Annotated in this window: 36 protein-coding genes and 3 tRNA genes; 26 read left to right on the forward strand and 13 right to left on the reverse strand. The window is 59.3% G+C overall.

Translation table 11 applies throughout. The annotated features are described in order from the left end of the window. The first annotated feature begins 18 nt into the window (after nucleotides 1-18). Nucleotides 19-492 carry a hypothetical protein gene (locus ACWFVE_RS13670; RefSeq protein ID WP_447529817.1) on the forward strand — a complete coding sequence of 158 codons (474 nt, stop codon included), beginning with the start codon at nucleotides 19-21 and terminating at the stop codon, nucleotides 490-492. Nucleotides 493-518: 26 nt separating this feature from the next. On the opposite strand, the gene ACWFVE_RS13675 is transcribed toward ACWFVE_RS13670, so the two are convergent. Further along, on the reverse strand, nucleotides 519-1,397 hold the full coding sequence (locus ACWFVE_RS13675; protein ID WP_447529818.1) for a hypothetical protein: 879 nt from the start codon (nucleotides 1,395-1,397) through the stop codon (nucleotides 519-521). A 138-nt stretch (nucleotides 1,398-1,535) separates the two neighbouring features. Between ACWFVE_RS13675 and ACWFVE_RS13680 the strand changes: the two genes are divergently transcribed. Genes ACWFVE_RS13680 through ACWFVE_RS13710 form a run of 7 tightly spaced genes read left to right on the forward strand, consistent with a single transcriptional unit; the run spans nucleotide 1,536 to nucleotide 8,857 of the window. Then, nucleotides 1,536-2,705: a phage tail sheath protein gene (locus tag ACWFVE_RS13680; RefSeq protein ID WP_447529819.1), complete on the forward strand. Its 1,170-nt coding sequence runs from the start codon at nucleotides 1,536-1,538 to the stop codon at nucleotides 2,703-2,705. Nucleotides 2,706-2,720: 15 nt separating this feature from the next. Continuing rightward, nucleotides 2,721-3,230, forward strand: a complete 510-nt coding sequence (locus tag ACWFVE_RS13685) for a phage major tail tube protein (protein ID WP_447529820.1) — start codon at nucleotides 2,721-2,723, stop codon at nucleotides 3,228-3,230. A gap of 57 nt (nucleotides 3,231-3,287) precedes the next feature. Continuing rightward, nucleotides 3,288-3,632: a phage tail assembly protein gene (locus ACWFVE_RS13690; protein ID WP_447529821.1), complete on the forward strand. Its 345-nt coding sequence runs from the start codon at nucleotides 3,288-3,290 to the stop codon at nucleotides 3,630-3,632. Between the two features lie 26 nt (nucleotides 3,633-3,658). Then, complete coding sequence (locus ACWFVE_RS13695; protein ID WP_447529822.1) at nucleotides 3,659-3,799, forward strand: GpE family phage tail protein; 141 nt, start codon at nucleotides 3,659-3,661, stop codon at nucleotides 3,797-3,799. An 8-nt stretch (nucleotides 3,800-3,807) separates the two neighbouring features. Then, nucleotides 3,808-7,431 carry a phage tail tape measure protein gene (locus ACWFVE_RS13700; protein WP_447529823.1) on the forward strand — a complete coding sequence of 1,208 codons (3,624 nt, stop codon included), beginning with the start codon at nucleotides 3,808-3,810 and terminating at the stop codon, nucleotides 7,429-7,431. 11 nt (nucleotides 7,432-7,442) lie between these two features. Next, nucleotides 7,443-7,892 (forward strand): phage tail protein, encoded by a 450-nt coding sequence (locus ACWFVE_RS13705; protein ID WP_447529824.1) that lies wholly within the window; start codon nucleotides 7,443-7,445, stop codon nucleotides 7,890-7,892. Continuing rightward, the gene (locus ACWFVE_RS13710) at nucleotides 7,892-8,857 is read left to right on the forward strand and encodes a contractile injection system protein, VgrG/Pvc8 family (RefSeq protein ID WP_447529825.1); all 966 of its coding nucleotides are present in this window, start codon (nucleotides 7,892-7,894) and stop codon (nucleotides 8,855-8,857) included. Before ACWFVE_RS13705 ends, ACWFVE_RS13710 begins: the two co-directional genes overlap by 1 nt. 289 nt (nucleotides 8,858-9,146) lie before the next feature. On the opposite strand, the gene ACWFVE_RS13715 is transcribed toward ACWFVE_RS13710, so the two are convergent. The 5 genes from ACWFVE_RS13715 to ACWFVE_RS13735 are packed head-to-tail and all read right to left on the reverse strand — an operon-like array spanning nucleotide 9,147 to nucleotide 12,117. Further along, nucleotides 9,147-10,256, reverse strand: coding sequence for a hypothetical protein (locus ACWFVE_RS13715; RefSeq protein ID WP_447529826.1), 1,110 nt, complete (start codon nucleotides 10,254-10,256; stop codon nucleotides 9,147-9,149). A 30-nt stretch (nucleotides 10,257-10,286) separates the two neighbouring features. After that, nucleotides 10,287-10,646 carry a hypothetical protein gene (locus ACWFVE_RS13720; RefSeq protein WP_447529827.1) on the reverse strand — a complete coding sequence of 120 codons (360 nt, stop codon included), beginning with the start codon at nucleotides 10,644-10,646 and terminating at the stop codon, nucleotides 10,287-10,289. 11 nt (nucleotides 10,647-10,657) lie between these two features. Next, nucleotides 10,658-11,035 carry a hypothetical protein gene (locus ACWFVE_RS13725; RefSeq protein WP_447529828.1) on the reverse strand — a complete coding sequence of 126 codons (378 nt, stop codon included), beginning with the start codon at nucleotides 11,033-11,035 and terminating at the stop codon, nucleotides 10,658-10,660. Nucleotides 11,036-11,064: 29 nt separating this feature from the next. Further along, nucleotides 11,065-11,376 (reverse strand): hypothetical protein, encoded by a 312-nt coding sequence (locus ACWFVE_RS13730; protein WP_447529829.1) that lies wholly within the window; start codon nucleotides 11,374-11,376, stop codon nucleotides 11,065-11,067. Between the two features lie 21 nt (nucleotides 11,377-11,397). Further along, nucleotides 11,398-12,117, reverse strand: coding sequence for an XRE family transcriptional regulator (locus ACWFVE_RS13735; RefSeq protein ID WP_447529830.1), 720 nt, complete (start codon nucleotides 12,115-12,117; stop codon nucleotides 11,398-11,400). Nucleotides 12,118-12,209: 92 nt separating this feature from the next. Between ACWFVE_RS13735 and ACWFVE_RS13740 the strand changes: the two genes are divergently transcribed. Genes ACWFVE_RS13740 through ACWFVE_RS13815 form a run of 16 tightly spaced genes read left to right on the forward strand, consistent with a single transcriptional unit; the run spans nucleotide 12,210 to nucleotide 19,620 of the window. Further along, entirely contained in the window at nucleotides 12,210-12,419 is a 210-nt protein-coding gene (locus tag ACWFVE_RS13740; protein ID WP_447529831.1) for a hypothetical protein, read from the forward strand. Between the two features lie 32 nt (nucleotides 12,420-12,451). Then, a complete protein-coding gene (locus ACWFVE_RS13745; RefSeq protein ID WP_447529832.1) occupies nucleotides 12,452-12,655 on the forward strand; it encodes a hypothetical protein in 204 nt (67 codons plus the stop codon). Between the two features lie 37 nt (nucleotides 12,656-12,692). Next, entirely contained in the window at nucleotides 12,693-12,884 is a 192-nt protein-coding gene (locus tag ACWFVE_RS13750) for a hypothetical protein (protein WP_447529833.1), read from the forward strand. Beyond that, on the forward strand, nucleotides 12,877-13,200 hold the full coding sequence (locus tag ACWFVE_RS13755; RefSeq protein WP_447529834.1) for an ogr/Delta-like zinc finger family protein: 324 nt from the start codon (nucleotides 12,877-12,879) through the stop codon (nucleotides 13,198-13,200). The genes ACWFVE_RS13750 and ACWFVE_RS13755 overlap by 8 nt, the downstream gene beginning before the upstream one ends. Next, nucleotides 13,197-13,574 (forward strand): hypothetical protein, encoded by a 378-nt coding sequence (locus ACWFVE_RS13760; RefSeq protein WP_447529835.1) that lies wholly within the window; start codon nucleotides 13,197-13,199, stop codon nucleotides 13,572-13,574. The genes ACWFVE_RS13755 and ACWFVE_RS13760 overlap by 4 nt, the downstream gene beginning before the upstream one ends. 11 nt (nucleotides 13,575-13,585) lie before the next feature. Then, entirely contained in the window at nucleotides 13,586-13,999 is a 414-nt protein-coding gene (locus ACWFVE_RS13765; RefSeq protein ID WP_447529836.1) for a hypothetical protein, read from the forward strand. Continuing rightward, nucleotides 13,996-14,241, forward strand: coding sequence for a hypothetical protein (locus tag ACWFVE_RS13770; RefSeq protein ID WP_447529837.1), 246 nt, complete (start codon nucleotides 13,996-13,998; stop codon nucleotides 14,239-14,241). The genes ACWFVE_RS13765 and ACWFVE_RS13770 overlap by 4 nt, the downstream gene beginning before the upstream one ends. After that, nucleotides 14,238-14,498 carry a hypothetical protein gene (locus ACWFVE_RS13775; protein ID WP_447529838.1) on the forward strand — a complete coding sequence of 87 codons (261 nt, stop codon included), beginning with the start codon at nucleotides 14,238-14,240 and terminating at the stop codon, nucleotides 14,496-14,498. The genes ACWFVE_RS13770 and ACWFVE_RS13775 overlap by 4 nt, the downstream gene beginning before the upstream one ends. 8 nt (nucleotides 14,499-14,506) lie before the next feature. Continuing rightward, nucleotides 14,507-14,800 (forward strand): hypothetical protein, encoded by a 294-nt coding sequence (locus tag ACWFVE_RS13780; RefSeq protein WP_447529839.1) that lies wholly within the window; start codon nucleotides 14,507-14,509, stop codon nucleotides 14,798-14,800. Continuing rightward, nucleotides 14,797-17,139, forward strand: a complete 2,343-nt coding sequence (locus ACWFVE_RS13785; RefSeq protein ID WP_447529840.1) for a replication endonuclease — start codon at nucleotides 14,797-14,799, stop codon at nucleotides 17,137-17,139. Before ACWFVE_RS13780 ends, ACWFVE_RS13785 begins: the two co-directional genes overlap by 4 nt. Nucleotides 17,140-17,153: 14 nt before the next feature. Further along, a complete protein-coding gene (locus ACWFVE_RS13790) occupies nucleotides 17,154-17,360 on the forward strand; it encodes a hypothetical protein (protein WP_447529841.1) in 207 nt (68 codons plus the stop codon). Continuing rightward, a complete protein-coding gene (locus ACWFVE_RS13795; RefSeq protein WP_447529842.1) occupies nucleotides 17,353-17,568 on the forward strand; it encodes a TraR/DksA C4-type zinc finger protein in 216 nt (71 codons plus the stop codon). The genes ACWFVE_RS13790 and ACWFVE_RS13795 overlap by 8 nt, the downstream gene beginning before the upstream one ends. Before the next feature lie 3 nt (nucleotides 17,569-17,571). Next, nucleotides 17,572-17,754, forward strand: coding sequence for a hypothetical protein (locus ACWFVE_RS13800; protein WP_447529843.1), 183 nt, complete (start codon nucleotides 17,572-17,574; stop codon nucleotides 17,752-17,754). A gap of 2 nt (nucleotides 17,755-17,756) precedes the next feature. Further along, on the forward strand, nucleotides 17,757-18,269 hold the full coding sequence (locus ACWFVE_RS13805) for a hypothetical protein (RefSeq protein ID WP_447529844.1): 513 nt from the start codon (nucleotides 17,757-17,759) through the stop codon (nucleotides 18,267-18,269). Further along, the gene (locus ACWFVE_RS13810; RefSeq protein WP_447529845.1) at nucleotides 18,266-18,475 is read left to right on the forward strand and encodes a hypothetical protein; all 210 of its coding nucleotides are present in this window, start codon (nucleotides 18,266-18,268) and stop codon (nucleotides 18,473-18,475) included. Before ACWFVE_RS13805 ends, ACWFVE_RS13810 begins: the two co-directional genes overlap by 4 nt. After that, a complete protein-coding gene (locus ACWFVE_RS13815; protein ID WP_447529846.1) occupies nucleotides 18,472-19,620 on the forward strand; it encodes a site-specific integrase in 1,149 nt (382 codons plus the stop codon). Before ACWFVE_RS13810 ends, ACWFVE_RS13815 begins: the two co-directional genes overlap by 4 nt. 102 nt (nucleotides 19,621-19,722) lie before the next feature. Here ACWFVE_RS13815 and ACWFVE_RS13820 read toward each other — a convergent pair. The 7 genes from ACWFVE_RS13820 to ACWFVE_RS13850 all read right to left on the reverse strand — a co-directional run bounded on the left by ACWFVE_RS13820 (nucleotide 19,723) and on the right by ACWFVE_RS13850 (nucleotide 24,488). Further along, a tRNA-Thr gene (locus ACWFVE_RS13820) sits at nucleotides 19,723-19,798 on the reverse strand. Between the two features lie 70 nt (nucleotides 19,799-19,868). Further along, a tRNA-Gln gene (locus ACWFVE_RS13825) sits at nucleotides 19,869-19,943 on the reverse strand. Between the two features lie 5 nt (nucleotides 19,944-19,948). Next, nucleotides 19,949-20,024: transfer RNA gene (locus tag ACWFVE_RS13830), tRNA-Phe, on the reverse strand. A gap of 143 nt (nucleotides 20,025-20,167) precedes the next feature. Beyond that, nucleotides 20,168-20,443 (reverse strand): oxidative damage protection protein, encoded by a 276-nt coding sequence (locus ACWFVE_RS13835; RefSeq protein ID WP_447529847.1) that lies wholly within the window; start codon nucleotides 20,441-20,443, stop codon nucleotides 20,168-20,170. Between the two features lie 42 nt (nucleotides 20,444-20,485). Continuing rightward, entirely contained in the window at nucleotides 20,486-21,577 is a 1,092-nt protein-coding gene (mutY, locus tag ACWFVE_RS13840; RefSeq protein ID WP_447529848.1) for an A/G-specific adenine glycosylase, read from the reverse strand. Nucleotides 21,578-21,672: 95 nt separating this feature from the next. Then, complete coding sequence (locus ACWFVE_RS13845; RefSeq protein ID WP_447529849.1) at nucleotides 21,673-23,994, reverse strand: AsmA family protein; 2,322 nt, start codon at nucleotides 23,992-23,994, stop codon at nucleotides 21,673-21,675. Then, nucleotides 23,994-24,488, reverse strand: coding sequence for an acetyl-CoA sensor PanZ family protein (locus tag ACWFVE_RS13850; protein WP_447530545.1), 495 nt, complete (start codon nucleotides 24,486-24,488; stop codon nucleotides 23,994-23,996). Before ACWFVE_RS13850 ends, ACWFVE_RS13845 begins: the two co-directional genes overlap by 1 nt. Nucleotides 24,489-24,682: 194 nt before the next feature. On the opposite strand from ACWFVE_RS13850, the gene hisB reads away from it, so the two are divergent. Beyond that, nucleotides 24,683-25,276, forward strand: coding sequence for an imidazoleglycerol-phosphate dehydratase HisB (gene hisB / locus ACWFVE_RS13855; protein WP_447529850.1), 594 nt, complete (start codon nucleotides 24,683-24,685; stop codon nucleotides 25,274-25,276). A 52-nt stretch (nucleotides 25,277-25,328) separates the two neighbouring features. Continuing rightward, nucleotides 25,329-25,970 (forward strand): imidazole glycerol phosphate synthase subunit HisH, encoded by a 642-nt coding sequence (gene hisH / locus ACWFVE_RS13860; RefSeq protein WP_447529851.1) that lies wholly within the window; start codon nucleotides 25,329-25,331, stop codon nucleotides 25,968-25,970. Nucleotides 25,971-25,974: the final 4 nt, after the last annotated feature.

Here is a 25,974-nt window from a genome sequence, read left to right on the forward strand (position 1 = left end):
ATCGGAAGGGTTCTTCAAATGAAAATTTCGCACAATGGTACGGTTTACTATAAAGATAGCTTTGAGGGGTTTATTGAAATAGGAATTCCTGTCGAAAAAGTCACTTCTTTTGCTAAGGTCTATTTTGAGCAAGAAATAGACGCCGCCGCCGGCACCGCCCGCGCCGCTTTCGTCAGCCCCGGCAGCTACATCGAACAAGAATACCTGCTGGCCAAGCAAGAAGCCGCCGACTGGCTAGCCAACGGCAAAGACGAAGAGAAGATTCCTTCGAGCGTGCAGGACCACATCACCATGTTTGAGGTCGATGCCGAAACCGCCGCCAAAGAAATCGTCGCCACCGCCCACCAATGGGAACAGGCACTTAGCGCTATCCGCAGCGCCCGCCTGGGCGGTAAGGCGGCGGTCAGCCGAGCATCAACAATCGAAGAAGCTGAAGTCACCGCCCAGCAAGCGATTGAGAAGCTCGATAAATATCGACCGCCAAGAGATTAACTTTTTCCTACTTAACTTAAAGCCCGCTATTCAGCGGGCTTATTCATGATGAACTCTATAGCTCTTCCTAGATTAAACCAAAACTGCTCTGAATGATTGAAAGCATTTTCTTCTAAATAAAAAAACTTTTCGGCTTTTAAACAAAAAGAATCATCACCCACTCCTTTCTTAAATGCATAGTAGCACTTCACATAAAACCATAAATCATATTCTTCGCTAACTGTCTTACTCAGCTGACTATCGAATATGTAATAAATCTCAGGGCTAATTGAAATTCTTTCAAAGGCAAAATCACAAATATTTACAACCTCTTTGAAAAAATAAGGAACAAAAATCAAAATATCTTTAAAACTCAACTCTTCATTTTCAATAGCATAAAGTAGCAACTGGGGAGTCCTAGATGCGACAAAGTAAGTTTTATTTTGCATATATTTAGCGCAATTTCCTCCTTTCGCTTGATGAAAACTCAAATAATGTGGAAATTTAAACTGACTCTTATGCAATAGATTTTCAGTCATGAAAGGCAGTATATCTAAACTAGTTTGATAAGCTCGGTCTACCAAATTTTTAGAATATGCCAGATCAAGTTGTTGCTTAGACAACAATAGCTGTTCATCTTGGCTTTTGATCAATGCACGCTGCTCGCTAAAGGTTCGAACTAAAACAATTAACGTAGCTACTACAGCGGCCACACCTACCGTGCCTGAAAGATAAGTTGCGAAATGTGCCCAGTCCCCAGGATTGCTAGATATTTTATGATTGTGAAAATTCAATGCATATATTCCAATTGCAGCAGTAGCAATTACTAAAACCTCACCAAAAACCCATTCGTCAGTGATTTTTCTAAGAAACCAACTTTTTTTTCTTACTTTTTGTACTTCGCGCACTTCATATCTATCTGACATTTTAACCCCCTAATTTTAAGTGTTTATTCTAACTCTGTCCCCCACCTCCCGCACAACGCCCGCCGCTACCCTCCCGCGCGAACCCCTCCCACCATGGCGCTTTACCTATCCGCTTGAACCTGCGCAGGAGCCAAGCACATGGCCCAGGATTACCACCACGGCGTCCGCGTCGTCGAAATCAACGAAGGCACCCGCCCGATCCGAACGGTATCGACCGCCGTGATCGGGCTGGTGGCCACCGCCCCCGATGCCGTCGCCGCTAAATTCCCCCTCGATACCCCGGTGCTGGTCACCGACATCTACAGCGCGATCAGCGACGCCGGTACCGGCGGCACCCTCGCCCGCTCGCTGCGAGCCATCGTCGAAGAAGCCCGCGCGGTCTGCGTCGTCGTCCGCGTGGCCGAAGGCGAAGACGAAGCCGCCACCACCGCCAATCTGATCGGCACCGTCACCAACGGCCGTAAAACCGGCATCCAGGCACTACTGGCCGCCGAGCAGCAGTTCGGCGTCAAACCCCGCATTCTCGGCGTACCCGAACTGGACAACGAAAACGTCGCCAGTGCGCTGATCGCGATAGCCCAACAGCTGCGCGCCTTCGCCTACGTCGCCGGTCACGACTGCGAGACGAAAGAAGAAGCGGTGATGTACCGCGAAAACTTTGGCGCGCGCGAAGCGATGGTGATCTGGCCCGACTTCCAGAACTTCGACGTGAATGCACAGGAAAGCCGCCCGCTCTCGGCCGTCGCCAAAGCCCTTGGCCACCGCGCCAAGCTCGATAACGACATCGGTTGGCACAAGACGCTCTCGAATATGCCCGTGAACAGCGTGACCGGTATTAGCCACGATGTGTTTTGGGATCTGCAAGACCCCGACACCGATGCCGGTTACCTCAACGCAGCCGACGTCACCACGCTGATCAACAAGAGCGGCTTTCGCTTCTGGGGCTCGCGTACCTGCTCCGAAGATCCTTTATTTGCGTTCGAGAGCTACACCCGCACCGCCCAAGTACTCGCGGACACCATCGCCGAGGCGCACCTTTGGGCCGTCGATAAGCCGATGCACCCCAGCCTGGTGCGCGACATCATCGAAGGCATCAACGCCAAATTCCGTGAGCTCACCCGCAAAGGCTACATCCTCGGCGGCGAAGCCTGGTTCGATCCGGAGCTGAACAGCAAGGAAGTGCTGAAAAGCGGCAAGCTCTACATCGACTACGACTACACCCCGGTGCCGCCGCTCGAAAACCTCATGTTGCAGCAGCGCATCACCGATCAGTACCTCGTCGATTTTGCCGACCGCATCAACGCCTAACAGGAGTAGAACCCCATGGCACTCCCCCACATTCTCAAAGACTTCAACCTGTTCGGCGACGGCAACAACTGGCAAGGCCAGATCCCCGAACTCACGCTTCCGGAGCTCGCGCGCAGAATGGTCGAGTACGAAGGCGGCGGCATGGAAGGCCCCATCGAAGTCGACCAGGGCAACGAGCTGCAGGAGTTCGAGTGGACCGCCGGCGGCATGATCGTCGACATCTACGACAGCTACGGCAGCCCCATCCACGACGCCGCGATGCTGCGCATGACAGGCTCCTACGAATCCGACGAAGACGGCGACATCATCCCGGTGGAAATCGTCATGCGCGGCCGCCACAAGACCATCAGCATGGGCGACGCCTCGAAAGGCGATAACAACCAGATCAGCGTTACCACCAGCCTTTCGTATTTCAAATTGATCGTCGACGGCGAAGACGTCATCGAGCGCGATGTGCCTGGCTACATCTTCAAAGTACGCGGTGTCGATCGCTTGGCAGAGCGCCGCGCCGCCTTGGGCGTTTAGCCCCTCACCCACGGCCGCCGCCGCGGCCCCACCCTTTTTCTTGAATAGGACACCACAATGACCCAACAGACCGACAACCAGACCGACGCGACCCAAGCCCAAGCCGCCGCGCCGGGCGTTCCCACCGAAGCCGTCGAGCTCGAAACACCGCTCAAGCGTGGCAAAAACGACGTGACCGAGATCATCGTGCGCAAGCCCATGTCCGGCGGCATGCGCGGCGTATCACTCGTCGACATCATGAACCTCGACGTCGCCGCCCTCACCAAGGTCATGCCGCGCATCACCACCCCGGCGCTCACCGAAGCCGAGCTCAAAACCATGGATATCGTCGACCTGGTGCAACTGGGCACGGCGCTGAACGGTTTTTTAACACCGAAGAAGTACAAGGACGTCGAGGCCTAAGCCTGCCGGAGCACGTGGAAGACGCGATGGCCGACTTGGCGATGGTCTTTCATTGGGAACCCCAAGCCATGGACGGCATGGAACTTGAAGAGCTAATGGAATGGCGCGAACGCGCCCGAAAGCGGCACGAAGGCAGCAAGCCCAAGGGCAAGCCTGGCAATAAATAGGAAAACCGATGGCACGTAATCTACGACTGCAAGTGATGCTCAACGCCGTGGACCGTGTCACCGGCCCGTTAAAGAAAATGCGCGAAGGCGCGGGCAAAACCGCCCAGGCCATGCGCGAAACCCAAGGCCAGCTCAAAGAGCTCCAGCGTCAGCAATCCGACCTCACCAGCTACCGAAAAGCCCGCATCGCCGAGCGGAAGAACATCCGCGCGATGCGTGATGCCCAAAGCCGCGCCCGCGAATACACCCAGGCACTCGACCGCCAGCGCGAAGCCCACGGCGTCAACGAATCCGCGCTCAAGACCTCCCGCCAGGAGTACAAGCGCCTTTCCAACGAGATGTTGGCCACCACCCGGCCAAGCCGACAGCTCACCGACGCCCTCGAGCGCTCCCGGATACGGCTAGGCGAAAATCAGCGAGCGGTCGATGAATCCAGCCGCACGCTTACCCAATACCGCAATCGCTCGCGCAATGCGGGGGAAGAAGTAAAGCGGCTCACGCAGAACCAGAAGACTCAAACCGAACGCATCCGAGGCCTAAAAACCCGGCTCGATGAAGCCGGTATCAGCACCGACAACCTCGGCCGAAGTTCGCGAGAGCTGCGCACGAAAGAAGACCGGCTCAATACCTCGCTGCAGGAACAAAAGCGCCACCTCTCCGAAGTCGCCCAACGTCAGCGTCGCTTAACCGAAGCCCGCGACCGCTACCAAAAAGGAATGGCGGGCGTGTCCCGCGCCCAAGGCGTGGGCATGGGGATGTTCGGCACCGGCATTGCCCAGGGCTACGCCGCCAGCCGTGTGCTCGCGCCGGGCGTTGCATGGGGCGAACAGATGAGCGCCCTTCGCTCGGTCGGCGGATATAGTGAGAACGACGAGCGCTACCTCGCACTACGCCAGCAATCCCGCGATCTCGGCGCCTCCACGGCGTTCAGTGCCAACGAAGTCGGCGCCGGGCAAGAGTTTCTCATGCGCGCGGGCATGAGTAGCAACGCGATCAAAGCGTCGATGGATGACGTGCTGGCCCTCGCGCTGGCCAACAACACCGAGCTGGCCCGTGCGGCGGATATTGCCTCCAACATCGGCAGTAGTTTCAAGGTCGATCTTGAAGGCGAAGGCGAGTTCGCGCGGGTGGCGGATATCCTCTCCGGCACCGCCCGGCGCACGAACGTGGACCTCGAAATGCTGGGGGAAACGTTCAAGTACCTCGGCGGGTTAAATACGCTGGATATCAGCCTCGAGCAGGCGGCCGCTATTACAGGCTTGATGGGCAATATCGGTATCCAGGGCACGCAAGCCGGTACCGCAGGTCGCGCCATGGGCGAACGCTTGGCAGCACCGACTGAAAAAGCCGCCGGGTTGATGCAGGAGCTCGGGCTCGAGATCGCCAACGCCGAAGGCGGCATGCGGGATCTCGAAGAAATCCTCGGCGACGTGTACCAAGCGACCAGAGCGATGGGCAGCGTTGAGCGCGCCGGGGTGCTTAAAGAGATCTTTGGCACGACGGCGGGCACGGGTATCTCAGAAGTCATCGACCAGCAAGGCGGCGGTGGCTTGACCGCACTACTGGAAGAGCTAAGAAATAACGCCGGCGAAAATGCCGAAATGGCTCGGGTAAGAGCTGACAACCTCGGCGGCGACCTCAAGAGCCTGCGCAGCGCATGGGAAGAAGTCGGCATCTCAATCACGGATACGAACGACGGCCCCCTACGCGAGCTAATCCAAAGCATCACCGCGATCACCCGCGGCGTGGGTGACTGGATCAAAGCCAACCCCGAACTGTCCGGAACCATCGCCAAAGTCGTCGGCGGCCTGATCGCACTGGCCACCGTCGGCGGCGCCGTCACCATGACGTTCGCCAGCATTTTGAGCCCGCTGCTCTTTACCCGCTTCGCACTGACCACGCTGGGCATCAAGGCCGGCGGCTTGGGTAAAGCGCTCGGCTGGCTCGCCAAGACCGCGATTCCGTGGGTCGCGGGAGCGCTCAAGGGTTTGCTGGTGGCCATGGGGCCGATTGGCTGGGGCGTGATGGCCATCGCCGCCACGGCCTTGGTCATCTACAAATACTGGGAGCCCATCAAAGGGTTTTTCCAGGGCCTTTGGCAGCGCGTAAAAGACGCCTTCGGCGACGGCATCGGCGGCGTCGCGCGGCTGCTGGCCGACTGGTCACCGTTTGGCTTGCTCTATAGCGGCATGTCATCCGCTCTTGGCCTGCTGGGCATCGAGCTGCCCGGCACGCTCTCCGAACTGGGTAGCCAAATCATTAGCGCCTACGCCAGCGGTATCAGCCGCGCGTGGTCCAGCGTTAAAAACGCCGTTAGCGGTATCATCCAGCGCCTTAAAGACGCCTTCGGCGACGGCATCGGCGGCGTCACGCGCTTGCTACTAGACTGGTCACCGCTCGGCCTGCTGCACAGCGCCTTTATCTCCACGCTAGACACCCTCGGCATCCAGGTGCCCGAAGGCTTCCGCTCCTTGGGCGGCTTCATCATCGACGGCCTGATCGGCGGGCTAACCGGCAAGATATCGGCCCTACGCGACCGCATCACCAGCATCGCTTCGAGCGTGATGGACTGGTTTAAAGGCGTGCTCGGCATCAATTCCCCCAGCCGCGTGTTTGAAGGCTTCGGCGTCAATATCGTTGAGGGAATGATCAACGGCATCGGCAGCATGATCGGCGCACTTCGGGATCAAGTAATGGGCATGGCGGGCAATATCGCGGGCTGGGTACAAGATGCCATGGGCAGCGCGCTGGACTCATTAAGCAATGGTGCCAACCGTGCTATTCAGCTCGGGAAGGATACCGCTGCAGGTTTAGGGCAAGGCATCCGTGACGGCGCCAATCGCGCCACGGAAAGCGCCGCCAATCTAGCCAGCGGCGTAACCGATACGGTACGCGGCTGGTTGGATATCCACTCGCCCAGCCGCGTATTTGCCGCCATTGGGGGCTTTGTATCGCAAGGCATGGCTAAAGGCATCGAGGCCGATGCAGACGGCCCCGTTAAGCAAGTGCGCAGCCTGGCCAGCAACATGCGTGATGCGGCCGCCGGGCTAATGCTCAGCGCCGGAATTGCATCCCCAGCGATTGCACTGGACGTAGCGCCGCCCCCGGTGCCGGACATGCCCCGCCTCTACAGCGAAGTGGCCACGCCCCAAACGCCCACGCTGGACGCGCTGCAAATCGAACGGCCGGACCTGCCCCGCTTGGGCGCGCTAGAGATTCAACGGCCCGAACTACCCCAGCTCTACAGCGAGGTAGCCGCGCCCAAAACACCAGCGCTCGACGCCTTGCACATCGAGCGGCCAACGCTGGGCGCGCTTGAAATCCAGCGCCCCGAACTGCCAAGCATCGACGCCTTGGCCTTCGAGTGGCCCGAGCTCCCCCAGTTCGACCCGCTGCAGATAGACACCCGCGGCATCCAAATCGACGCCCGCCCACCGCTGCAAAGCCACCCCAGCGAGCCCAGCGCCGGGCTGGTCATCAACGGCGGCATCAATATTGAGATCAACGCCGCCCCGGGCATGAACGAGCAAGACCTCGCGCGCCTGGTCAACGCCGAAGTACAGCGCGCCCTACGCGACGCCGAACGCCGAGCCCAGGCATCACGCCGTAGCGCTTTCCACGACATTGATTGAGGTAACCCACCATGATGATGATTTTCGGCATGTTCGTGTTCTCCCTCGACACCGCCGCCTACCAGGAACTAGAACGACAGACACGCTGGCGGCAGGAAGCCCAGGGCCGCGTCGGCCTTCTGCCTGCCCGGCAGTTCCTCGGCCCCGGCGAAGACACCATCACGCTCACCGGCACCCTGCACCCGCAATTCACCGGCGGCCAGCCGCACTTGGATCAACTGCGCGACATGGCCAATGAAGGCAACGCTTGGCCACTGATCGAAGGCACCGGCAAGAACTACGGCTACTACGTGCTGGAAAGCCTGAAGGAACGCAAAGTGGCACTTATGCGCGACGGCGCCGCCCAGCAAATCGACTTTGATATGGTGCTGCACCGGGTAGAAGACGATAACGGCAACCTGCTCGCCATGCTCGGCCCACTGGCCGGCATGGCCATGCGCGCCGTACCGAGGTTGGTGTAATGATTCCCGCCCGGCGCCCTGCGTATAACATCGGCGGCATGGCCGCCACCGGCCGTCTACAAAGCCTGACGATCACCGACAAGCGCGGCACGACGACCGACGAACTCACGCTGACACTTGAGGACCACGACGGCCGCCTGGCGATCCCCCCGCGCGGCAAAATCCTGACCGTCGCGCTGGGCTGGGAAGGCGAAGCCCTGGTGGACCGCGGCTCGTTTACCGTCGACGAGGTCGAACACTCCGGCGCACCGGACGTGCTCACCATCCGCGCCCGCAGCGCCGACCTGCGCAAAGATAACCCGGCAAAACGCTGCGAAAGCTACCATGAAAAAACCCTGCAAGAGATCGTCGCCACCGCCGCCGGCCGCTTGGGTCTTGCGCCAAACATCGCCGCCCCGCTGGCGGGCATATTCATCGAGCACATCGACCAGACCGACGAATCAGACTTGCACTTCCTCTACCGCCTGGCCGAACGGTTTGATGCGCTGTGCCAGGCGAAAAACGGCAATCTGCTGTTCATGCCCATGAACGGCGGCGTCACCGCTGGCGGCACACCGATCCCTCTGCTCACGCTCAAGCGCGGCGTCGGCGATACCCACCGGTATTTGATTGCAGATAGGGAAGAATTCACCGGCGTCATCGCCTACTGGTCGGATCTCGACGAAGCGGAACGCAAGGAAGTACTGGTGGGCAGCAGCGACAACGCCAAACGCCTACGCCACACCTACGCCAGTGAAGGCGAAGCGCTGGAAGAAGCCACCGCCGAGCTCACGCGCTTGCAACGCAAACACGCCGAGCTAACGCTGGATCTCGCCGAAGGCCGCGCCGACATCTACCCCGAAACCCCGGTGACCACCATGGGGTTCAAGGAACAGATCGACGCCACGCCCTGGGTCATTGATGAGGTGCGCCACGACCTCAACGACCGTGGCTATACGTGCAGTATTCGGATGGAAACGCAGTGAGTAGACGCTGGCCCCATGTCGACTTAGCTCTTTCACAAAAATAACCCCGGCCATCCAGTAGCCGGGGTTTTAGTATCCAAATCCCTACAGATAAGCCAGGTCCGTTTGGCTCCGCCTTCCTTGCTCGAGGCAATGTCGCAATCTTCTGGCGGTAAACCGCGTGCTTTTGAGCGACATCTTCAGCCTAGCAAGCACAAGCCATGTTTGCTTAAGAAATAAGGTTTTATTTGGGAAAGGGTTGCTTATAGCAGTTTAAAGGCTCCCCTATAAACTTAGGCATTTGAGCTTATCAAAACATCCCACCAATCCACCTAACAACCGTAATAACTCCGTTGCCAGCCTGAGAAAAATAAGATTTCCAAGGTATATTTAAGTCTAAAATAACAGGCACCAAGATGGCCGCGACAGCTGCGCCTAGCGTTGCGCAACCTAGCCAAAACATTTTTCTTTCAGATTTAGACGAATTTAACTCCATTCTTTCCTGAACACCCTTGAGCTCTCCTTGAGCCTCTAACAGCCTATCTAAACGCTCGCTATGATCCTTTTTGGCTTCTTGCTGTAAATCGTAAAGCTTTTCTCCGGCCTTGAGAGTCTCTAAATGTCTTTCTCTTTCTTCGTTTTTAACCTCATCGGTTTTATCAAATTTGGGAGTTTCAAACTTAGGCAAAGGTGGTGGCTCAAAACCTGGACTTTCGAAGCTGTGCTTTTTATCCTCTAAGCCTTCAAGCTTTCTAAGGGTAATTTCCTTATCAACAAGGCTCTTAAAAGGGTTATTCTCGAACCTATCCATTCTTTCCAAGGCACTTTCAACCGACGAGCGGGAGAAAAGCGAATTATTGAGAGCTCCTCCAGCCAAACCCGAACCTAGACTGTTATCAAAGCTTGCCTGTGCTCGCTCAAGCTCAGCTTGCAATCTCTCAGTGGCTGTAGCTTTATGGGCGTTGTCTAGTCGTTCAGCCTCCTCAAAAGCAGAAACGCCACTGCCCATCGCCAAATCTCTAATCTGATCTCCATGGTGGGCCTGGTAGAGATCATAACCAACGTTACCAGTGGCTTTCCGTATCAAATCATCGTGTTCTTTTTGAATTCTTGCAGCCTCTTCGAGAACACTATGCCCTCTGGCCGACTCATCAATCTTGGGCCTACCCATAAACTCTTTAGCCATATGTGCCGTAGCTGCTTTGCACATAATCATATCAAGGTAGTGAAACTCTTCATAAGCGCGGCTAAAAACGCCTATGGGAAACTCCATGCTTTCATATGGAATAGAAAGATATGTCAAATCTGGGCATTGGTCTGAGTTAACCAAATGAGCTACGCGTTCATGAGGTGGTAGAGACTTAACAGGCTCAAGACTAAAGCCCTTAACGCTAGGTAAACCCTTTGCTTTATAAGTCATTTTCACAACCTAGGTAAAAGACATAGTGATTTAAAGTACCTCATCCAGCACACACCGAGCTTGATGAACCACCACCCCGCGTACCATCCGCGCCGTGGCCATCAACCCCTGGCCACCGCCAAGCGGCAATAATCGGTAGCGAGCCCCCACCCGAAACGACCGGTACAAGTGAAGCGCCTCGTCCATCTCCACCACCACCAGATCGTCATGCCCCAGGCTGCGCGACTCGTCCACCACCAGCACATCGCCCTCGATCACCGTGCCTTCGACACCCGCCTCGACCCCCACCTCCACGGCAAAGCAGCTCGGCGCATAACTGGTGCAATCCAGCGCCTCGAGGGCAGCGTGGTCAATACTGAGGGCCAGCGGGCCCAGGTAAGTTAGTCTCATGCAACGCCTCGCTAGTCTTCCAGCGCGAGCTCGGCTTCATCGACAAATCCCTCGGCATCTTCACAACTGGAAATGGCATCAGGGATGCACGAAAGGCACCGTCGTAGCTCAATAGAGGCCAGTTCCATGTTGTTCTGGAAAGCGTCATAAGGCAGCTCGGTAACGCGGTCGCGCAACTCGTTGGCTTTGTGCTGATGTTCGTCCATCATCCCCATACACTGAACCACGTCGTCAGTGCTTGAGGATGAGCCATACTCGGCCATATCAAAGCCAATCGACACAAGCCCGAGGGCTTCATCCATCAGTGAATGGCGTGTATCAGCTGCAACGCCCAAGGAAAAAGAAGCAGTTAGAATACAGGTAGCTAACGTGACTATTTTGAGCATCATGAAGCCCTTGTTTGAGTTGGAATGCAGGATCAATCAAAAATAAAAGAACGCCGGTTTTCCTCGGCGTCGCTCTCTTCCTCGATGCAATACTGCAGCGAGTCGTAACTATTGCCCGCCACCCGGCTGCAATAATCCATCGTTTGGTCACTGACCGATGCGGCGCGCCCGCGCAGATCGTCGTAGGCGCTTTGCTCCTCTGCGATGCAGTAGTTGAACGAGTCATGGCTACCACTGGCCACCCGCTCGCAATAGGCTTCCACGTTAAAGCGCGGAAGCTCTGCCGCTGCAGCACTCCCCGCCAGGGCGAGAAAAGCGAGCCCTAAAAGTCTTGTTTTAATCATGTTCCCCTCCTGTTTTTACAACTACAGCAGCTGCCCCATATTCACCAGGCAGCGCCCCAGTACCTCTACAAACTGCTTCTTATCCGGCGCTATCAGTTCCTTGTCATAGCGCGGGTTATCGCTGATCAGCAGCCAGCCGCCGCCGGCCACTCGCTGCATCCTTTTAACTCTGCGCTCGCCATCCATGAGGATTAAATAAATGCCCTCTCGGCTGGGGTCGCGGTCGCTTAAATCAACAAACACCCAATCGCCGTCATCTAGCGTTCCCGCCATGCTGTCACCACGAACGCGGATGCCAACGGTGCTTTCAGGTGAGGATTTGTAGAGCTGCTGGAAAATGTCCCGGTCCATGTGCATGTGGGCAAGAATTTTCTCACCCTCGAAATTGCGGCCAGCGCCTGCAGAGCATTCAACATCGTACAGCGGGATGGACGCGATCGCGGGGTCATCGATCTGATTCCTGTAATAGGCGCGGGCTTGATCCTCAATTGAGGAACTCGAGGCCATATCTGGACTAAAACTACTCGATTGAGAGTCTTTGTTTCGAATACCGCAAAAAAGGTATCCAACGTCCACACCTATTTTTTGAATTTTTTCCAAATATTCAGAGTCCGGCTTCCGGCGTCCATGCTCGTAGTTATGCTGCGCCCCTTTTTGAACGCCTCCTACCTCACCAAATGCCTCTTGAGACATGCCAAGGCGAATCCTTTCCTCCTTGAGCCTTTCAGGAAAATTACTCAAAAGATTAATCCTCGACTTGACAGTTAATCGAATGAATAACTAGTATTCATACGAGCAACTGTTAGATAACCATATATAGAGAAGGTTAAACCATGCATAGCATTAAAGCCATCCAGCCTACTCATGCGGGTACTCCGTGTGAAAAAAAGAACAGCCAAGTACTCGTAAAGATGACCTCAGCCGAACGCGCCGAGCTTGAGGGCATCGCGGAAATTGAACAGCGATCTCTATCAGCCGCCACGCGAATCATGATCCAGCGCGGCATCAGCCAATACAAAGCCGACTCCCTCATCGCCGAATAACCCCGTTGGTGAATGCAAAAGGAACCACCGCCATGCACCAGGACACCCGCCGTATCCGTTCGCGCTACGCCGCCGTCAACCTCGACGACTACGAGGCCAAGCTCATCGACGCGCTCGTCGACTACACCGGCATGTCGAAAGCCACGCTACTCCGCCAGCTGATTCTCAAGGAAGCGCTGGAGACGCTCGGCGTCGGCGATCTCTTGAACACCACTATGGGCGAACGCGCGTCGTAAAGGCAGGCATGAAAAAGGCCCAAAAGGAGCACTCAAAATGCCCCAACACCAGGTAGCACTGGACGACGAGCTGGAAGCAAAGCTCGAAGCCGTGCGGCAACAACAAGGGCTCGACACGATAGAACAAGCCGCCGAGTGGCTGCTACGCCGCCGCATGCGCAAGGGCGTGGGTTCACTTACCGGACGCGGACGCGCGCTATACGACACAGGCAGGGGGCGCAGTGACTGAAAAAAACGACGACATGCACGAGGTCAGTCGGTTGCGGTTTGACTGCCCTCACTGCGGTTCATTCATGCGAGTGCGGACTTCGAAGACGCATTTGGCTGAGTACCGCGAGCTCTACCTGAACTGCACCAACGAGTTTGAGTGTGGCTACCGCTGCAAAGCGACGTTCGCCGTCACCGAGACGCTGGCGTTTAGCTACTGCCCGAATCCTGACGTCGATATCAAGCCCTCGGCTTGGCTACAGCGGCAAGTCGGGCTCGAGGCACAAGGGCAAATGCGCCTTAACGCACCGCAATCACTGAAAAAGGAACCGACATGAACGTAACCCCCATCAACGCCGCGAAAGCCCCGTTTGATCTGGCCACCGAGCTGCTTTGGCAACACCGCTGGGCCAGTCGCGCCGAAGCGTTGCGCGTGACGATCGGAACCCTCGTCAACGACTACGCCATCAGTCAAGCCAAGGCCGAAATCGCGGCCATTCAGGCGTTCGCCGACCTCGACAGCGTCAACGAAACCGCTTCTATCGACATCGACGCCAGCACCTCGCACGTCGTCATTTTTCGCGATGCCGGCGGCCGCCCGGTCATGCTTACCGCTCGCGACCTGAATCGCATGATCCAGCAAGCCCGCGATGCCGGCCTCGCCCAAGTCGTCGACGCTGACACCCGCCGCCCCACCGTCCTCGAGCACTGAGGTAAACCGCCATGGCCACCAACGTCACCGCATTACCCACGCGCGCCCAGCCGCCCCGCATCGAGACCGACCGGGCCGGTTTCGGCGAGCTGCGCGCAGAGCTCCACGGCCGCGCCGCCGATCAAGACCTCGTCGAGGTCTGGGCCAACCTGCCCTTCGCCGAGCGCCGCCTGGTGCTCAAAAGCGCCGCCCTCAAGGAAGATGCGACACAGCAAATCAGCGAGTTCACCAAGGCTGCCCGCGACGCGATTCGTGCTGCGATCCACCGCATGAGCGACTACGCCACCGGCCTCAAGGACCAACTGCGCAACCGCACCGCCCACCCCAGCGCCGAGCTGGCCGCCCACGCCCGCCAGGCACTGGCCGAAGGCAACACCAAGGCCGCGCTGCATTGGCTCGCGTTGATCGAAAAGGGGGTCGCATGAATATCGAGGTGGTATCAGGGCACTTCAACGTCATGGGCCATTTTGAACAGCTAGCCAATGACCTGGAGGCGGCGGGCCATATCACCAGCGCCACGGAGATTCGCCGAGGCTTGAGTGGTCGGCTAGTGGATCTGGACGCCGTGCTGAATCGCCACAAGGTGGCCATCGCGGTCACGCTGGAAAAGGACGACCGCCCCGCCGCCCCGCACTGGTTGTCACTGATCGAGCAGGGGGACGCATGAACACCGAGCTGACGATGCTGGCTCTCTATGAGTCCCAGGACGAGCTCCAGACCCTAGCCGGCAAGCTGTACACCGCCGGCCTGCGGATGGCGGCCGAGGAAGTCGAGCGCGAAGCGCGCCTGCTGGGCGAGCGCGCTTCGCAATTGGAAGGCGTGCTGAGCGACTACCAGCAGGATATCGCCACCGCGAATGCTACCTCGCAAACCAAGGGCCGCTGGCTGGGAGTAGACATGGCCAAAACGGGGCGCAGCCAATGAGCGGCTTCATGGAGTTTGATGCCAACATCGCTTCGCGGGAGTGCAATCAGCAGGCCCGGTATTTGGTCAAGGCATTCGTGCGCTTTGCTTATTTCGGCGTATTCAGTAGCGAGGGCGTGCCGTATCTGCTGATCGATACTCGCCTTGGCGAATGCGAAGTCTTTTGCTTCAAAGGCGTAGACGTTCCTGATTACCGCATTGACATTCGGTGCCGCGGTGAGCGCCGCAATACCATGTCGATCTTTGATGCGATCTCGTTTTTGCTGGCCAATGGCGCCCCGGCTAGCGGAGCAATGGCATGAGCTCGGCGATTGAGTGCTCCCGTGCATTCGGCGCGCCCCGCGTCGGCGGCAAGCCCGGCTGTGCCGATTTCCGCCAGACCTTTTTCGACCGACTGCCCACGCTGGCCGAGCGGCTGGCCGAGGGCTTCTTGCACGTCGCCACGCGCCACGGCAACGCAGCGGGCAACCGCTGGCTCGAAAACAACGCCAAGGGCCTGATCGAACCCACCGACGTCTATCGCCGCTTCGAAGCGATCAAAGGCGATCTGGAGCGCGGTTTCGAAGCGCTGGTCAAGCGCGGCGCGACCACCATCGAAGGCCTGAAAGCCGGCTGTGAGTGGCTGGCAAGCGTCGCCGAGCGCCTGATGCTGCGCGGGCTCAACGCTACTCACGATGACGAGGCGGTCATCAACCACGCCAGCGCCCAAGCCACAGCGATCGAGCGCGAGCGTAGCGCGCTGATTGGCGGCATCGCCGAGCATAACCGCCGCTTGCGGCTGGGCCTGCTACCGCCGCCGCTGAACCTTAAAACGCCGAAGGCCCGCACGCTACGCGCGCAAGCGCGTGAAATCGCTCTCCAGGTCGCGACGTCACGCAATCCTCTTTCGCCCCCGTTGGGCGTCATTCCATTGATGGCGGTGTTCCGCTGGTATCGCGCGCCGGTCATGAGCCTCGCGGTCGTCAATGAAATGGCGCTTAAGAAAGCCCGGTTCAGGGTTAGCTCGCATGGCATTCAGCCGCCCAGCGACCGGATCATGACAAACGTGCAGATCGCCAAGCTGACCGACCCGCTCTGGTGGCGGCGTCAGCTGCGCCGCCTGGGCGGCCGCCGGCTCGAGCAGATCCAGCGCGAGGCCCACCGGGTCCACAAGCGGGCGGGCATCTACTGCAGCGACGTGACCCTCGAGCGCCGCCGCGCGCAGAAAAACCGCAATCACGCTCTGCTGGATGCGCTTGAAGCGATTAACCAAGACGGCCAGGTCTACACGCTGGCCGAGCTCGCCGAGCTGGGCCTCTCGAACCCGAACCACCGTCGCGCTGAATTGATGCTCCGCATCCGCGATACCGAAGTCGAAGCGCGCCGGCTGGGCCAAGCGGGAATGTTCTACACCATTACCGCGCCGTCGCGCTTTCACCCCGTACAGGCGCGCAGCGGTACCCGTAACCCGAAGTACGGCGGCGCCACGCCGCGCGATGCTCAGGCCTACCTGCAAGGCGTGTGGGCACGCACCCGCGCCAAGCTCGCCCGCGAGAACATCGGCGTTTACGGCATCCGCGTGGTCGAGCCTCACCACGATGGAACGCCCCACTGGCACCTACTGATCTGGACCGACCCCGAGCACGTCGACACGGTGAACGAGGTGCTCCGGTGCTACGCCGAGGAAGACACCCCCGAAGAGCTGCTCGACCGCCACGGCCGCAAGAGTAGCGCCCGCTTTAAGGTCGAGAAAATCGACTACCGCCGGGGCACCGCCGCCGGCTACGTGGCCAAGTACATCAGCAAGAACATCAACGGCGAGCAGTTCGCCCGCGACGGCGTCGAGAACGACGACAAGGACAGCTACGGCCACGACCTGAACAGCTCCGCGCCGCGCATCGAGTCCTGGGCCGCCGTCTGGGGCATCCGTCAGTTTCAGTTCATCGGCCTGCCCAGCGTCACGGTCTGGCGGGAGATCCGCCGCTTCAACGAGAAACACCTCGACGAGCTGGAGAACTGGGAAGCGGCCACCCGCCCCGCCCAGCGCTTGGCTCAACGCTTCGAACAGATCCGCAAGGCGGCTAACGCCGGCCAGTGGGACCAGTTTCTCCGTCTTATGGGTGGCCCCAACCTGCCCCGTAAGCATCGTCCCATCAAGCCGTGGGTTATGGAGCGCGTGGACCTCAGCCGCGCCCGCGACGAGCGCGAACAGTACAGCCACGCGACCGGCGAAGTCATGCGCGGCCTCGAGGCGCGCGGCCGCCACGGCGAAACCACGCTCGGCACCTTCGGCCTAGTCGTCAATGACGGCAAAGGTAACGAGCACGAATACCTGACCCGTTTCTACAGCTGGCAAGTGCGCGGAAAGTCGCGCAGCCCCCAAGGGGGTTTGGGAGGAGGCGAAGCCGAGTCCCCTTGGACTCGTGTCACTAACTGTACGCAGGGGGTCGACATCGAACCCCGCGAGCCATCACCGGAAGAGAAAAAAGCCCAGCTTGCCCGATTACATGAATGGCAAAGCTCAGAAATTTACCGAGTAGAGCGCGATGCCGAGTACGAAGACGCCATCGCCGCCCAAGAAGCCGCGCGAAACCTCTTCGCGCCGGCACCCGCATACGCCCAAAGCGCGGAAGACGAGTACTTCCCGCCCGAACTGTGTTGATAAAGGAGAACGACATGCGCGTAAAAATCGGTGATCAGTGGCACGACAGCGACCTCGAGCCTATTTGCATTCAGATATCCGAAGGCGAGCAAGCCCAGATTGGCGGCATGGATAGAAGCGTTGCCACACAAGGCAAGTACGCAATATTTCCTGATAGCTGGCGGGCTGAAAAGTGCCGCGAATGGATGAACGAAGAAGAGGTGGAAAACAAACATGGTTGATAACGCCGACCGCGCCGCGGACATCACCCAACAAAGCCTGGATTCCACGCTGGCCAACCGCGCCCAGCTCGCCCAGTCCGCTCCACATGATGAGTGCATCGACTGCGGCTATGAGATCCCGGCACCGCGCCGCCAAGCGGCGCCTTGGGCCACTACGTGTATCGAGTGCCAAGGCATTCGTGAACTGAAAAACAAGCAAGGACGGTAAGCGATGACAAACCCGATACCCAAAGACTGGCGCTACGTCGCCAAGTTCACGGTCCTTGCCTTCTGCATCGGCAGTGGCTTCCAGCTCGGTGTCAGCGCCGCGAGCCACCTCAAGCCGCGCGTAGAGGTGATCGAGATCCGCGAAGTGCTCGAAATTCACGAAACGAAGCCCGGTGCTAAGGGGTGACCATGGCCATCGATCCGAGCTGGGTTCGTGAGAATCCCGAAGAAGCTGCCAAGCAAATCGACATACTCAAGGTAACAGGAAGCGCGGCCTTAGCCGCCTATCGTGGCATCTTTGGGCAAAGCTGTTACAACCCGCTGGATAAGCAAGCATTCGAGAAGTTGGAAAAAGCGCTGGCCAGCACGTCAAGTGACTCTCCAGTGATGAACAGTAAGCCACCAGCACCGGCTCAGTCACCACCGCTACCCAAAGGGGGCGCTTACGCCAGACAAGCTGCAATGCTTTGTCAGGATAGTGCCTTCCAGCTTTATCTCGATCGCCGCCGGCGAGCCAAGAATGGTATTGACGAAAGCGCCCTACCGGACGGCACCCATAATTCAGACGACGCCCGTGACTGGCTGATCACAGCCTGCAAAATCCAAAGCCGCGCCGAGCTCGACAGCAACCACCAGGCGCGCCAAACGTTCCGCACGATCCGCAACCGATTCAACCAGTGGCGGTCTAGGAGTCACTCATGAGCCTACAAAGCGTAATAGACTGCGAAGCAATCAAAGCGATTACCGGCTACCAGCGCCCGGCCGACGCAGCCCGATGCCTTCGCGAACAAGGCGTGATGGTATTCAACGGCCGACGTGGCCCCTGGACCACCATCGACCTGATTAACAAAGCGGGCGGTATTGAAGCCGCTCCGAAACAAGAACTCAGCCCTAGCGACATCCTATGAAGACACGCCCGCGGAAGCACAGCCCCGACATACCGGCGCACATCAACCAGTCGAAGCTCCCGAATAGCGTCTATTTCGACAAGCGCGGCCGGGGCCGCTGGTACGTTCAATATCGCGATGAAGCGGGCAAACTGAAAACCGAGCGCATCGCCGGGGCCGATGCCACCCTGTCAGAGCTGCACCGTATCATGGAGCAGCGTAGCGGCATTGATCGCCGCACCCTTCGCTATCTGGCTCAGCAGTTTCACCAGTCTGCGCAGCTCAAAGAGCTGGCCATCAAGACCCAGCAGGACTACGACTACTGCCGTGCGGCCCTACTCGAAATGCCCACGAAACTGGACAAGCCACTGGGCGACCTGCCCACCACGCAATTTTCACCGGCACTGGTCCAGCGGCTGGTGGACAGGATCGCCGCCGAGGGTACACCGTCAAAAGCCAATCACTTGCTGCGCTACCTGCGCCGTTTGTTTCGCTGGGGGATTAATCGCGGCCACTGCGACACCAACCCCGCCCAGGGCGTCGAGGCGGCAAAAGAGCGCAAACAGCGCCGCTTGCCCGAGCTGACCACCATTGCCCGATTGACCGAGTTCGCTCAACAGCGCGGCCAACGCACGCGGGGCGAGAAAGGCGCCTGCGCACCCTACCTTTGGGTAGTGATGGAGCTGGCCTATATCTGCCGGTTACGGGGTATCGAAGTGATCACCCTCACCGATGCCCACAGCACCGCGCAAGGCGTGATGACCAACCGCCGCAAGGGCTCACGCGATAACGTCGTACGCTGGTACCCACGATTGAACGCCGCCTGGACGGCCGCCACCGAGCGCCGCGCGGGAATCTGGAAAGCCAAAGGAAAGCCGGTACCCATGCACCCCGAGTCGCGCCCGTTGATCGTCGCCGCCGACGGCGGCGAGCTACGCAAATCGAGCCTGGACACCGCCTGGCAACGCTTGATGAAGCTGGCCATCGAAGAAGAATTGATCACACAAGAAGAGCGTTTCGGCCTTCACGACCTCAAGCGGCGGGGCATTACCGATACGAAAGGGACACGACACGAAAAACAGGAGGCCAGTGGCCACCGTTCGGCGAGCATGATGGACACTTATGACCTCAGCGTGCCGCTGGTATATCACCCCGGGGAAGAGTGATTTAGTACCTAGAACTATGTAGAGAACTACGGAAACGAAAAAGCCGCCCTAAAAGGCGGCTTGATCATGTTCTATAACGCTTTGCTTTATAACCATTTTTAATGGTGCCGACACCAGGAGTCGAACCCGGGACCTACTGATTACAAGTCAGTTGCTCTACCAACTGAGCTATGTCGGCGCTTCGTGCTTTCTTGAACATTTGACCGATTGCGTAAAGCGAGTCAGTCAACAAGAAATCTTGTTGGCAATGGCTGGGGTACCAGGATTCGAACCTGGGAATGCCGCTACCAAAAAGCGGTGCCTTACCACTTGGCGATACCCCAACGCTTGGTGGCCAGAGACGGAATCGAACCGCCGACACGGGGATTTTCAATCCCCTGCTCTACCGACTGAGCTATCTGGCCGCTGCCAACGGTGCGTATTAAACTAAAAAGTCCGCTTTTCGTCAACACCTTTGTGAAACTTTCTTTCCGATCACGTGGTTATGGCAAAGCGCCACGTTTATGGGCGCTGGCCCCGCCGGGCCAAAACGCCCGCCATTCGTGGGTTAGGGCTGGCTGGGGGGTACGTAGCCTTCGGCCTGATCGGTGGTTTCGTTATTTAAAAAGCGCTCCATCTGATCCATCAGGTATTGGCGCGATTCCGGCTCGAGCATATTGAGGTGCTTTTCATTGATCAGCCGGGTCTGTAGCGCCTGCCACTCCCCCCAGGCTTTTTGGGACACCGTGGCCTGAATCTCCTGGCCCTGCTTGCCGGGCAGCGGCGGAAACGCAAGCGCGGGTAGTTCTTGCTGGTACTTACGACAGAAAACCGTGTTGCTCATGGGGTGCTCCTTTTGAAATGGGGAATCGATACCGAGTATGGGCTAGGGCCCCGGGGTCGGATCAAGCGAAAACGGCACCAGTTGACTTAAAAGCGCCTTGACTGGCGCAGCCAGGCCCAGGGCAGGCGGGTCGTTGGGGTCGTACCATACGCCCTGCTCGTGCACGCCGTTCATTTCTTTGCAGCTCACCGGCTGCGGGGTGATCGAAAGCCGGAAGTGGCTAAACGTGTGGGTGAAATCCGGCAAGGGGTGCGCTTTATGGGGCGCTTTGACCCGGGTCTGTAGCCAGTCGTCGAGGGCCTGGTAGTCGTCGAACTGAGGCAGCCCCCATAACCCACCCCAAAGCCCCGAAGGCGGGCGCTGCTCCAGCCATACGCGCCCCTGGTCGTCGCGTAGCATCAGCATGATGGTTTCGCGGGTGGGCAGCGTCTTTTTGGGTTTGGATTCCGGGTAGCGCTGCGGGGCGCCCTCCTGGTAGGCGGCGCATACATCGTTGAACGGGCAGATGATGCAGTCGGGTCGTGCTCGGGTGCAGAGCGTGGCGCCGAAATCCATGACCGCTTGGGTGTAGTCGGCGAGGCGCTCGTCGGGGGTGAAGTAGTCCGCCAGCGCCCAAAGTTTGCGTTCCACGGCGGGCCTGCCGGGCCAGCCGGGTACGGCGTGCAGCCGGGTGAGCGAGCGTTTGACGTTGCCGTCCAGAATGGGCGCGCGGGCGCCAGTGCTTTGGGCAATGATGGCGCCAGCGGTGGAGCGGCCAATGCCGGGCAGCGCCGTGAGCGCTTCGACGCTCTCAGAAGGCAGTTCGCCGCCGTGCTCCTCGCAGGCGATGCGCGCGGCTTTATGCAGGTTGCGGGCGCGGGCGTAGTAGCCAAGCCCGGTCCATAGGTGCAGCACTTCGTCCTGGGAGGCATCGGCCAGCGCCTTAAGCGTCGGGAAGTGCTCCATGAAGCGCTCGAAGTAGGGAATCACGGTATTCACCTGGGTTTGCTGCAGCATGATTTCCGACACCCACACGCGGTAGGCGCTGCGCGGCGACTGCCAGGGCAGATCGTGACGGCCGTACTGGTCGAACCAGGTCAGCAGCCGGTGTTGAAATTCAGGGGCCGTCAGGCACGGCGTGGGCGTATCGGCCATTTAATGTTCCAGCTCCCTTTAGAGCAGTTAATGAGGTAATGCGGGCGATAACAAAAGCGCCGGCCCTTGGGCCGGCGCATCAAAGGGGGTCAGTATCAGTCGAACAGGTTGCGGATACCGTTGCGCAGTTCCCGCGCGGCACCCTCTCCCAGGCGTTGGTCGATATTGTCGAGCGTGTCGCCCAGGCGCTCTTCGATTTCACTACCGGCTTCGTCTCTAATCAGCGCCACCACCGAGCTCTGAAAGGCCTCGCGATCCAGGCGGCACCACTGGGACTTTTCGTCGTCGATATGGCCTTCGCACAGCACGGGCAGCGCAAGCGCCTGTAGGCGCGGGTTGACCGAGCAGGCCGCGTCGGCGGTATCGACCAGCCGGGCGTTGGCGCGGGTCAGGAAGTTCATGCTGTTGAGGTTGAGCTCGCCGTTACCTTGCATATCGATACCCGGCAGGGTGACCAGCAGGTCGTCGCTGGTGACCACGCCGTTGCGCACGTTAAAGGTGGCGCCAAACTGCTCGAAACGGGTATCGGGCTGCCAGTCTCTGAGCGTCCCTTCGCCTTCGATACGGGCCACCAGTTCGCACACCTGTTGAGAGACATTGGTGTGCAAAATCGCGCCGTCGTTCAGGCGCGCGTCGAGCTCGCCGTTGAGGTTGCTGGTTAGCACGTCGCGGGTGTTGCCCTGGGTCGAGAGATCGCCCGCTATGTTCAAGCGCCCGCGAATCGGGGACTCTTCGTCGCTGAAGGTTTCGATCAGCGGGGCGACCTGCACGCCCTCTACCTGAGGGGCCAGCTGCCAGGTCAAAATGGGCTCGCGCGCGTCCAGGGTGCCGGTGGCGTTGAGCGCCCCGTCGTAGAAGCGCGACTCGAACCCGGTCAACTGGTGCAGGCCCTGCTCGCCCCGCAGCGCAAGCTCCGGGTCGTTGAACACGAGCCCGGCAAGCTCGAGCTGATCGAGCGCCAGGTCGCCCTGTAGATCCAGCGTGGCAAGCCACGCCTGGGGCAGCAGCGGGTTTTCTTGCTGGGCCACGGCGCGGCGAATGATGCTGCGGCTGGCCTGCTGGGCGGTGACCGGCCCCGGCAAGTAGTGGTCCAGGTTGAGCTGGTCGCCGGTCAAATCGAAGTTGAGCGCGCTGCCATCCAGCGCCGCGGCCAGCTCGCCGGTGAAGGTGCTGCTGTCGATTACCAGCGAAAGCTGCGGCAGCGAAATTTGCTCGAGGCTCCCCTGCACCGGGCTGGTCATGGCGACGTCGCTCAGTGCGGCTTCGCTGGCGGTATTGAGCTCGACCCCCATGCGTGAAAGCCAGGGGCGCAGGGTAAAGGGCGCGGCGTTGAGCTGGCCCTGGTACTGCGGGTCGTCCTGAAGCTGTTCGATATTGAGATGACCGCTTACGCGCAGCCCATCAGAGCCGGTGAGCTGGGCATCGCGTAACTGGGCGGTTTGCGCGGCCCAGTCGGCATCGAGGGCAAAGGCCAGCGTCATCGCCAGGCTGCCCTGCCAGTTTTCGGCGTGGCGAAAGCCGGTTTCCAGTACGCCGTCGCTCACGCTCAGGCGCTGTTCGGCCAACCGAGCGGTCATTTCGGCGGCTCGCAGGCTTAGCTGCTGCGGCTCACTCTCTTGCGAGATGGTCGAGCGCGTGCCGAGTTGGAAGTTTTCGAAAATGACCTGCTCTTCGTCCAGCCCCAGCCGCATACGGGTTTCAAGGCTGACCTCGCTGGTGAATACCGGCGGGCGCTCCAGCGCTTCGGCGTCCAACCGGTTATGCCGAGTAAGGGTGAACATCGCCTTTAGCGGGAAGGAGCGCGCCGGGTTAACGTTGCTGCCGGAAATATCCAACGACTGTAGCCGCCAAAGCGACTGGCTGGGCGCGTCGCGAAAACGGATATCGGCGTTGCGCACTTCGACACTGGCGATATTGAGCACCACCGAGAGATTGCCTGCATCGACATGGGGGCCGGCGCTGGCCGGCGCCAGCACGGTTTCGGCGGTTTCGCTGTTCTGCTCGGCCAGCCGGTCCACGAGCAGTTGCCAATTGCCCTCGCCTTCGGCGTTGCGCTCGAGATTTAGACGCACGCCGTCCAGGGTCAGCCCGTCGACGGCGATTTCGCCGCGCAGCAATGGCGCGAAGGCCACGCTCACCTCGGCGCTGTCGACGGCGGCGAAGGAGGTTTCTTCCCGCGATTGTTCGGGCAGCCAGGCGCGGGCCTGTTCGACGCTGACGCCGATGCGCGGGTAGAACGACCAGGTGATCGGCCCTTCCAGCGCCAGGCTCAGCCCGGTTTGCTCCTCGACCACCTCGACCAGGCGCGGTTTGAAATCCTCGGGATCCAAAAAGGTGGTGACATACACCACGGCGGCCACGGCCACCATGGCCAAAATACCGACCGCGGCCAGCAAAATACGCAATAACTGTTTCATCACCCTTTCCCTTGTGGGTCTAGCTCGACATACTCGTTGGGGTCGCTTTCGTGGAAAGCGCCGTTACCGGCATTGGAAGTGGCCACGGAACTCGGCCGGTAGCCTATTTTGGAAAGCAGCACGCGATCGGCCAGCGGCAATGTCGCCGTGGCAATGCGCAGCGTGCGGCCCTGGTGCTTTGCCTGTTCGGCCAACAGTGCCATAAGGCGTGACCCTACGCCACGCCGCCGGGCGCTCTTGCGTACGCAAAGCTCGGACAACCACCAGGCGCGGTCCTCGGCCTCGAAAATAGCCACCGCCCCCAGCAGGTGTTCATTGAAGTGGGCGCAGGCAAAGAATTGCCGGTTCTCGAGGTGCTCCTCGATGAAGGGCGCCACCTCGAGGGTCTTGATGCGCGCCTGAGGGGCGTCCTCATAAATACGCTTCAAATCGAGGCGTATGCGCTCGTCGGCCTCCCACCGGGCCTGGTCAACGTAGAAAAGCGTCACCGGCATGCTGAAATCCTCCTGGCTACGGCTAAGCCGCTCGATGGGCGCCGGTAAAGCGGCAACCTTATCGCGCATTGTAGCGGATGGGGTCATCGATTCTCTATAATGGTTGTTTTGGCTCGCTATTATGTCCAAGCCCCGGGGGTTACCGAAGCCCATGCCCGCCGCCCCACTATGCGCGTAAGCGCAGGAGATGCAACATGTCAGCGCGAATTGCCACGGTCAGCCGTGACACCAACGAAACGCAGATCACCGTCACGATCAATCTGGACGGCCAGGGCCATCTAAAAGGTGAATCCGGCGTCGCGTTTCTTGATCACATGCTGGACCAGGTCGCGCGGCACGGGATGATCGATATCGAGCTCGACGTGACCGGCGACCTGCACATCGACGACCACCATACGGTCGAGGATTTAGGCATCACCCTGGGCCAGGCGTTCAATGAAGCCGTGGGCGACAAGCGCGGCATCTACCGCTACGGCCACGCTTACGTGCCGTTGGATGAAGCGCTTTCCCGCGTGGTGGTGGATTTCTCCGGCCGCCCGGGCCTTTTCATGAACGCCGCCTTCACCCGCGCTACCATCGGGCGAATGGACACCCAGCTTTTCAGCGAGTTTTTCCAGGGGTTCGTCAGCCACGCCCGCGTGACGCTGCATATCGACAACCTCAAGGGAGACAACGCCCACCACCAGGCAGAAACCATTTTCAAGGCCTTTGGCCGGGCGCTACGCATGGCGCTGGCCGAAGACGCGCGAATGGCCGGACAGATGCCCTCGACCAAGGGAACGCTTTAATGTCGAAGGCTGCCTGCCGGTCGACTTCGCTAACCACTAAAAGGAGCGCGTAATGACCATTGCCGTTATCGATTATGGAATGGGCAACCTGCATTCCGTGGCCAAGGCGCTTGAACACGTCACACACGAAAACGTCATCATCACCCGGGATGCCCGCCGTATTCTGGGTGCCACCCGCGTGGTGCTGCCAGGCCAGGGCGCAATTCGCGATTGTATTGGCGAACTCGAACGCACCGAGCTTCGCGGTTTGGTCGACGATATTCTGACCCGCCAGGCCAAGCCGCTGCTGGGCATTTGCGTAGGCCAGCAAATGCTGATGGAGAAAAGCGAAGAGAACGGCGGCGTGGACTGCCTGGGCTTTTTTCAGGGCAGCGTCGACCGTTTCCCCCCGGACATGCGCGACGAGCACGACCAGCGCCTGAAGGTGCCGCACATGGGTTGGAACCGCCTCACCCAGCACCACGACCACCCGCTGTGGGCGGGTATCGAAAACGACGAGCGCTTCTATTTCGTCCACGGCTACTACGTCAACGCCAGCCAGGATGCCCACGTGTTGGGCACGACCCAGTACGGCAAGGTGAAAGCCCACGTGGCCATTGGCCGCGACGCCACGTTCGCCGTGCAGTTTCACCCGGAAAAAAGCGCACGCGCGGGTCTTCGCCTGCTTGAAAACTTCGTTACCTGGACGCCCTGAGAGG

This window comes from Vreelandella mediterranea (assembly GCF_970647075.1).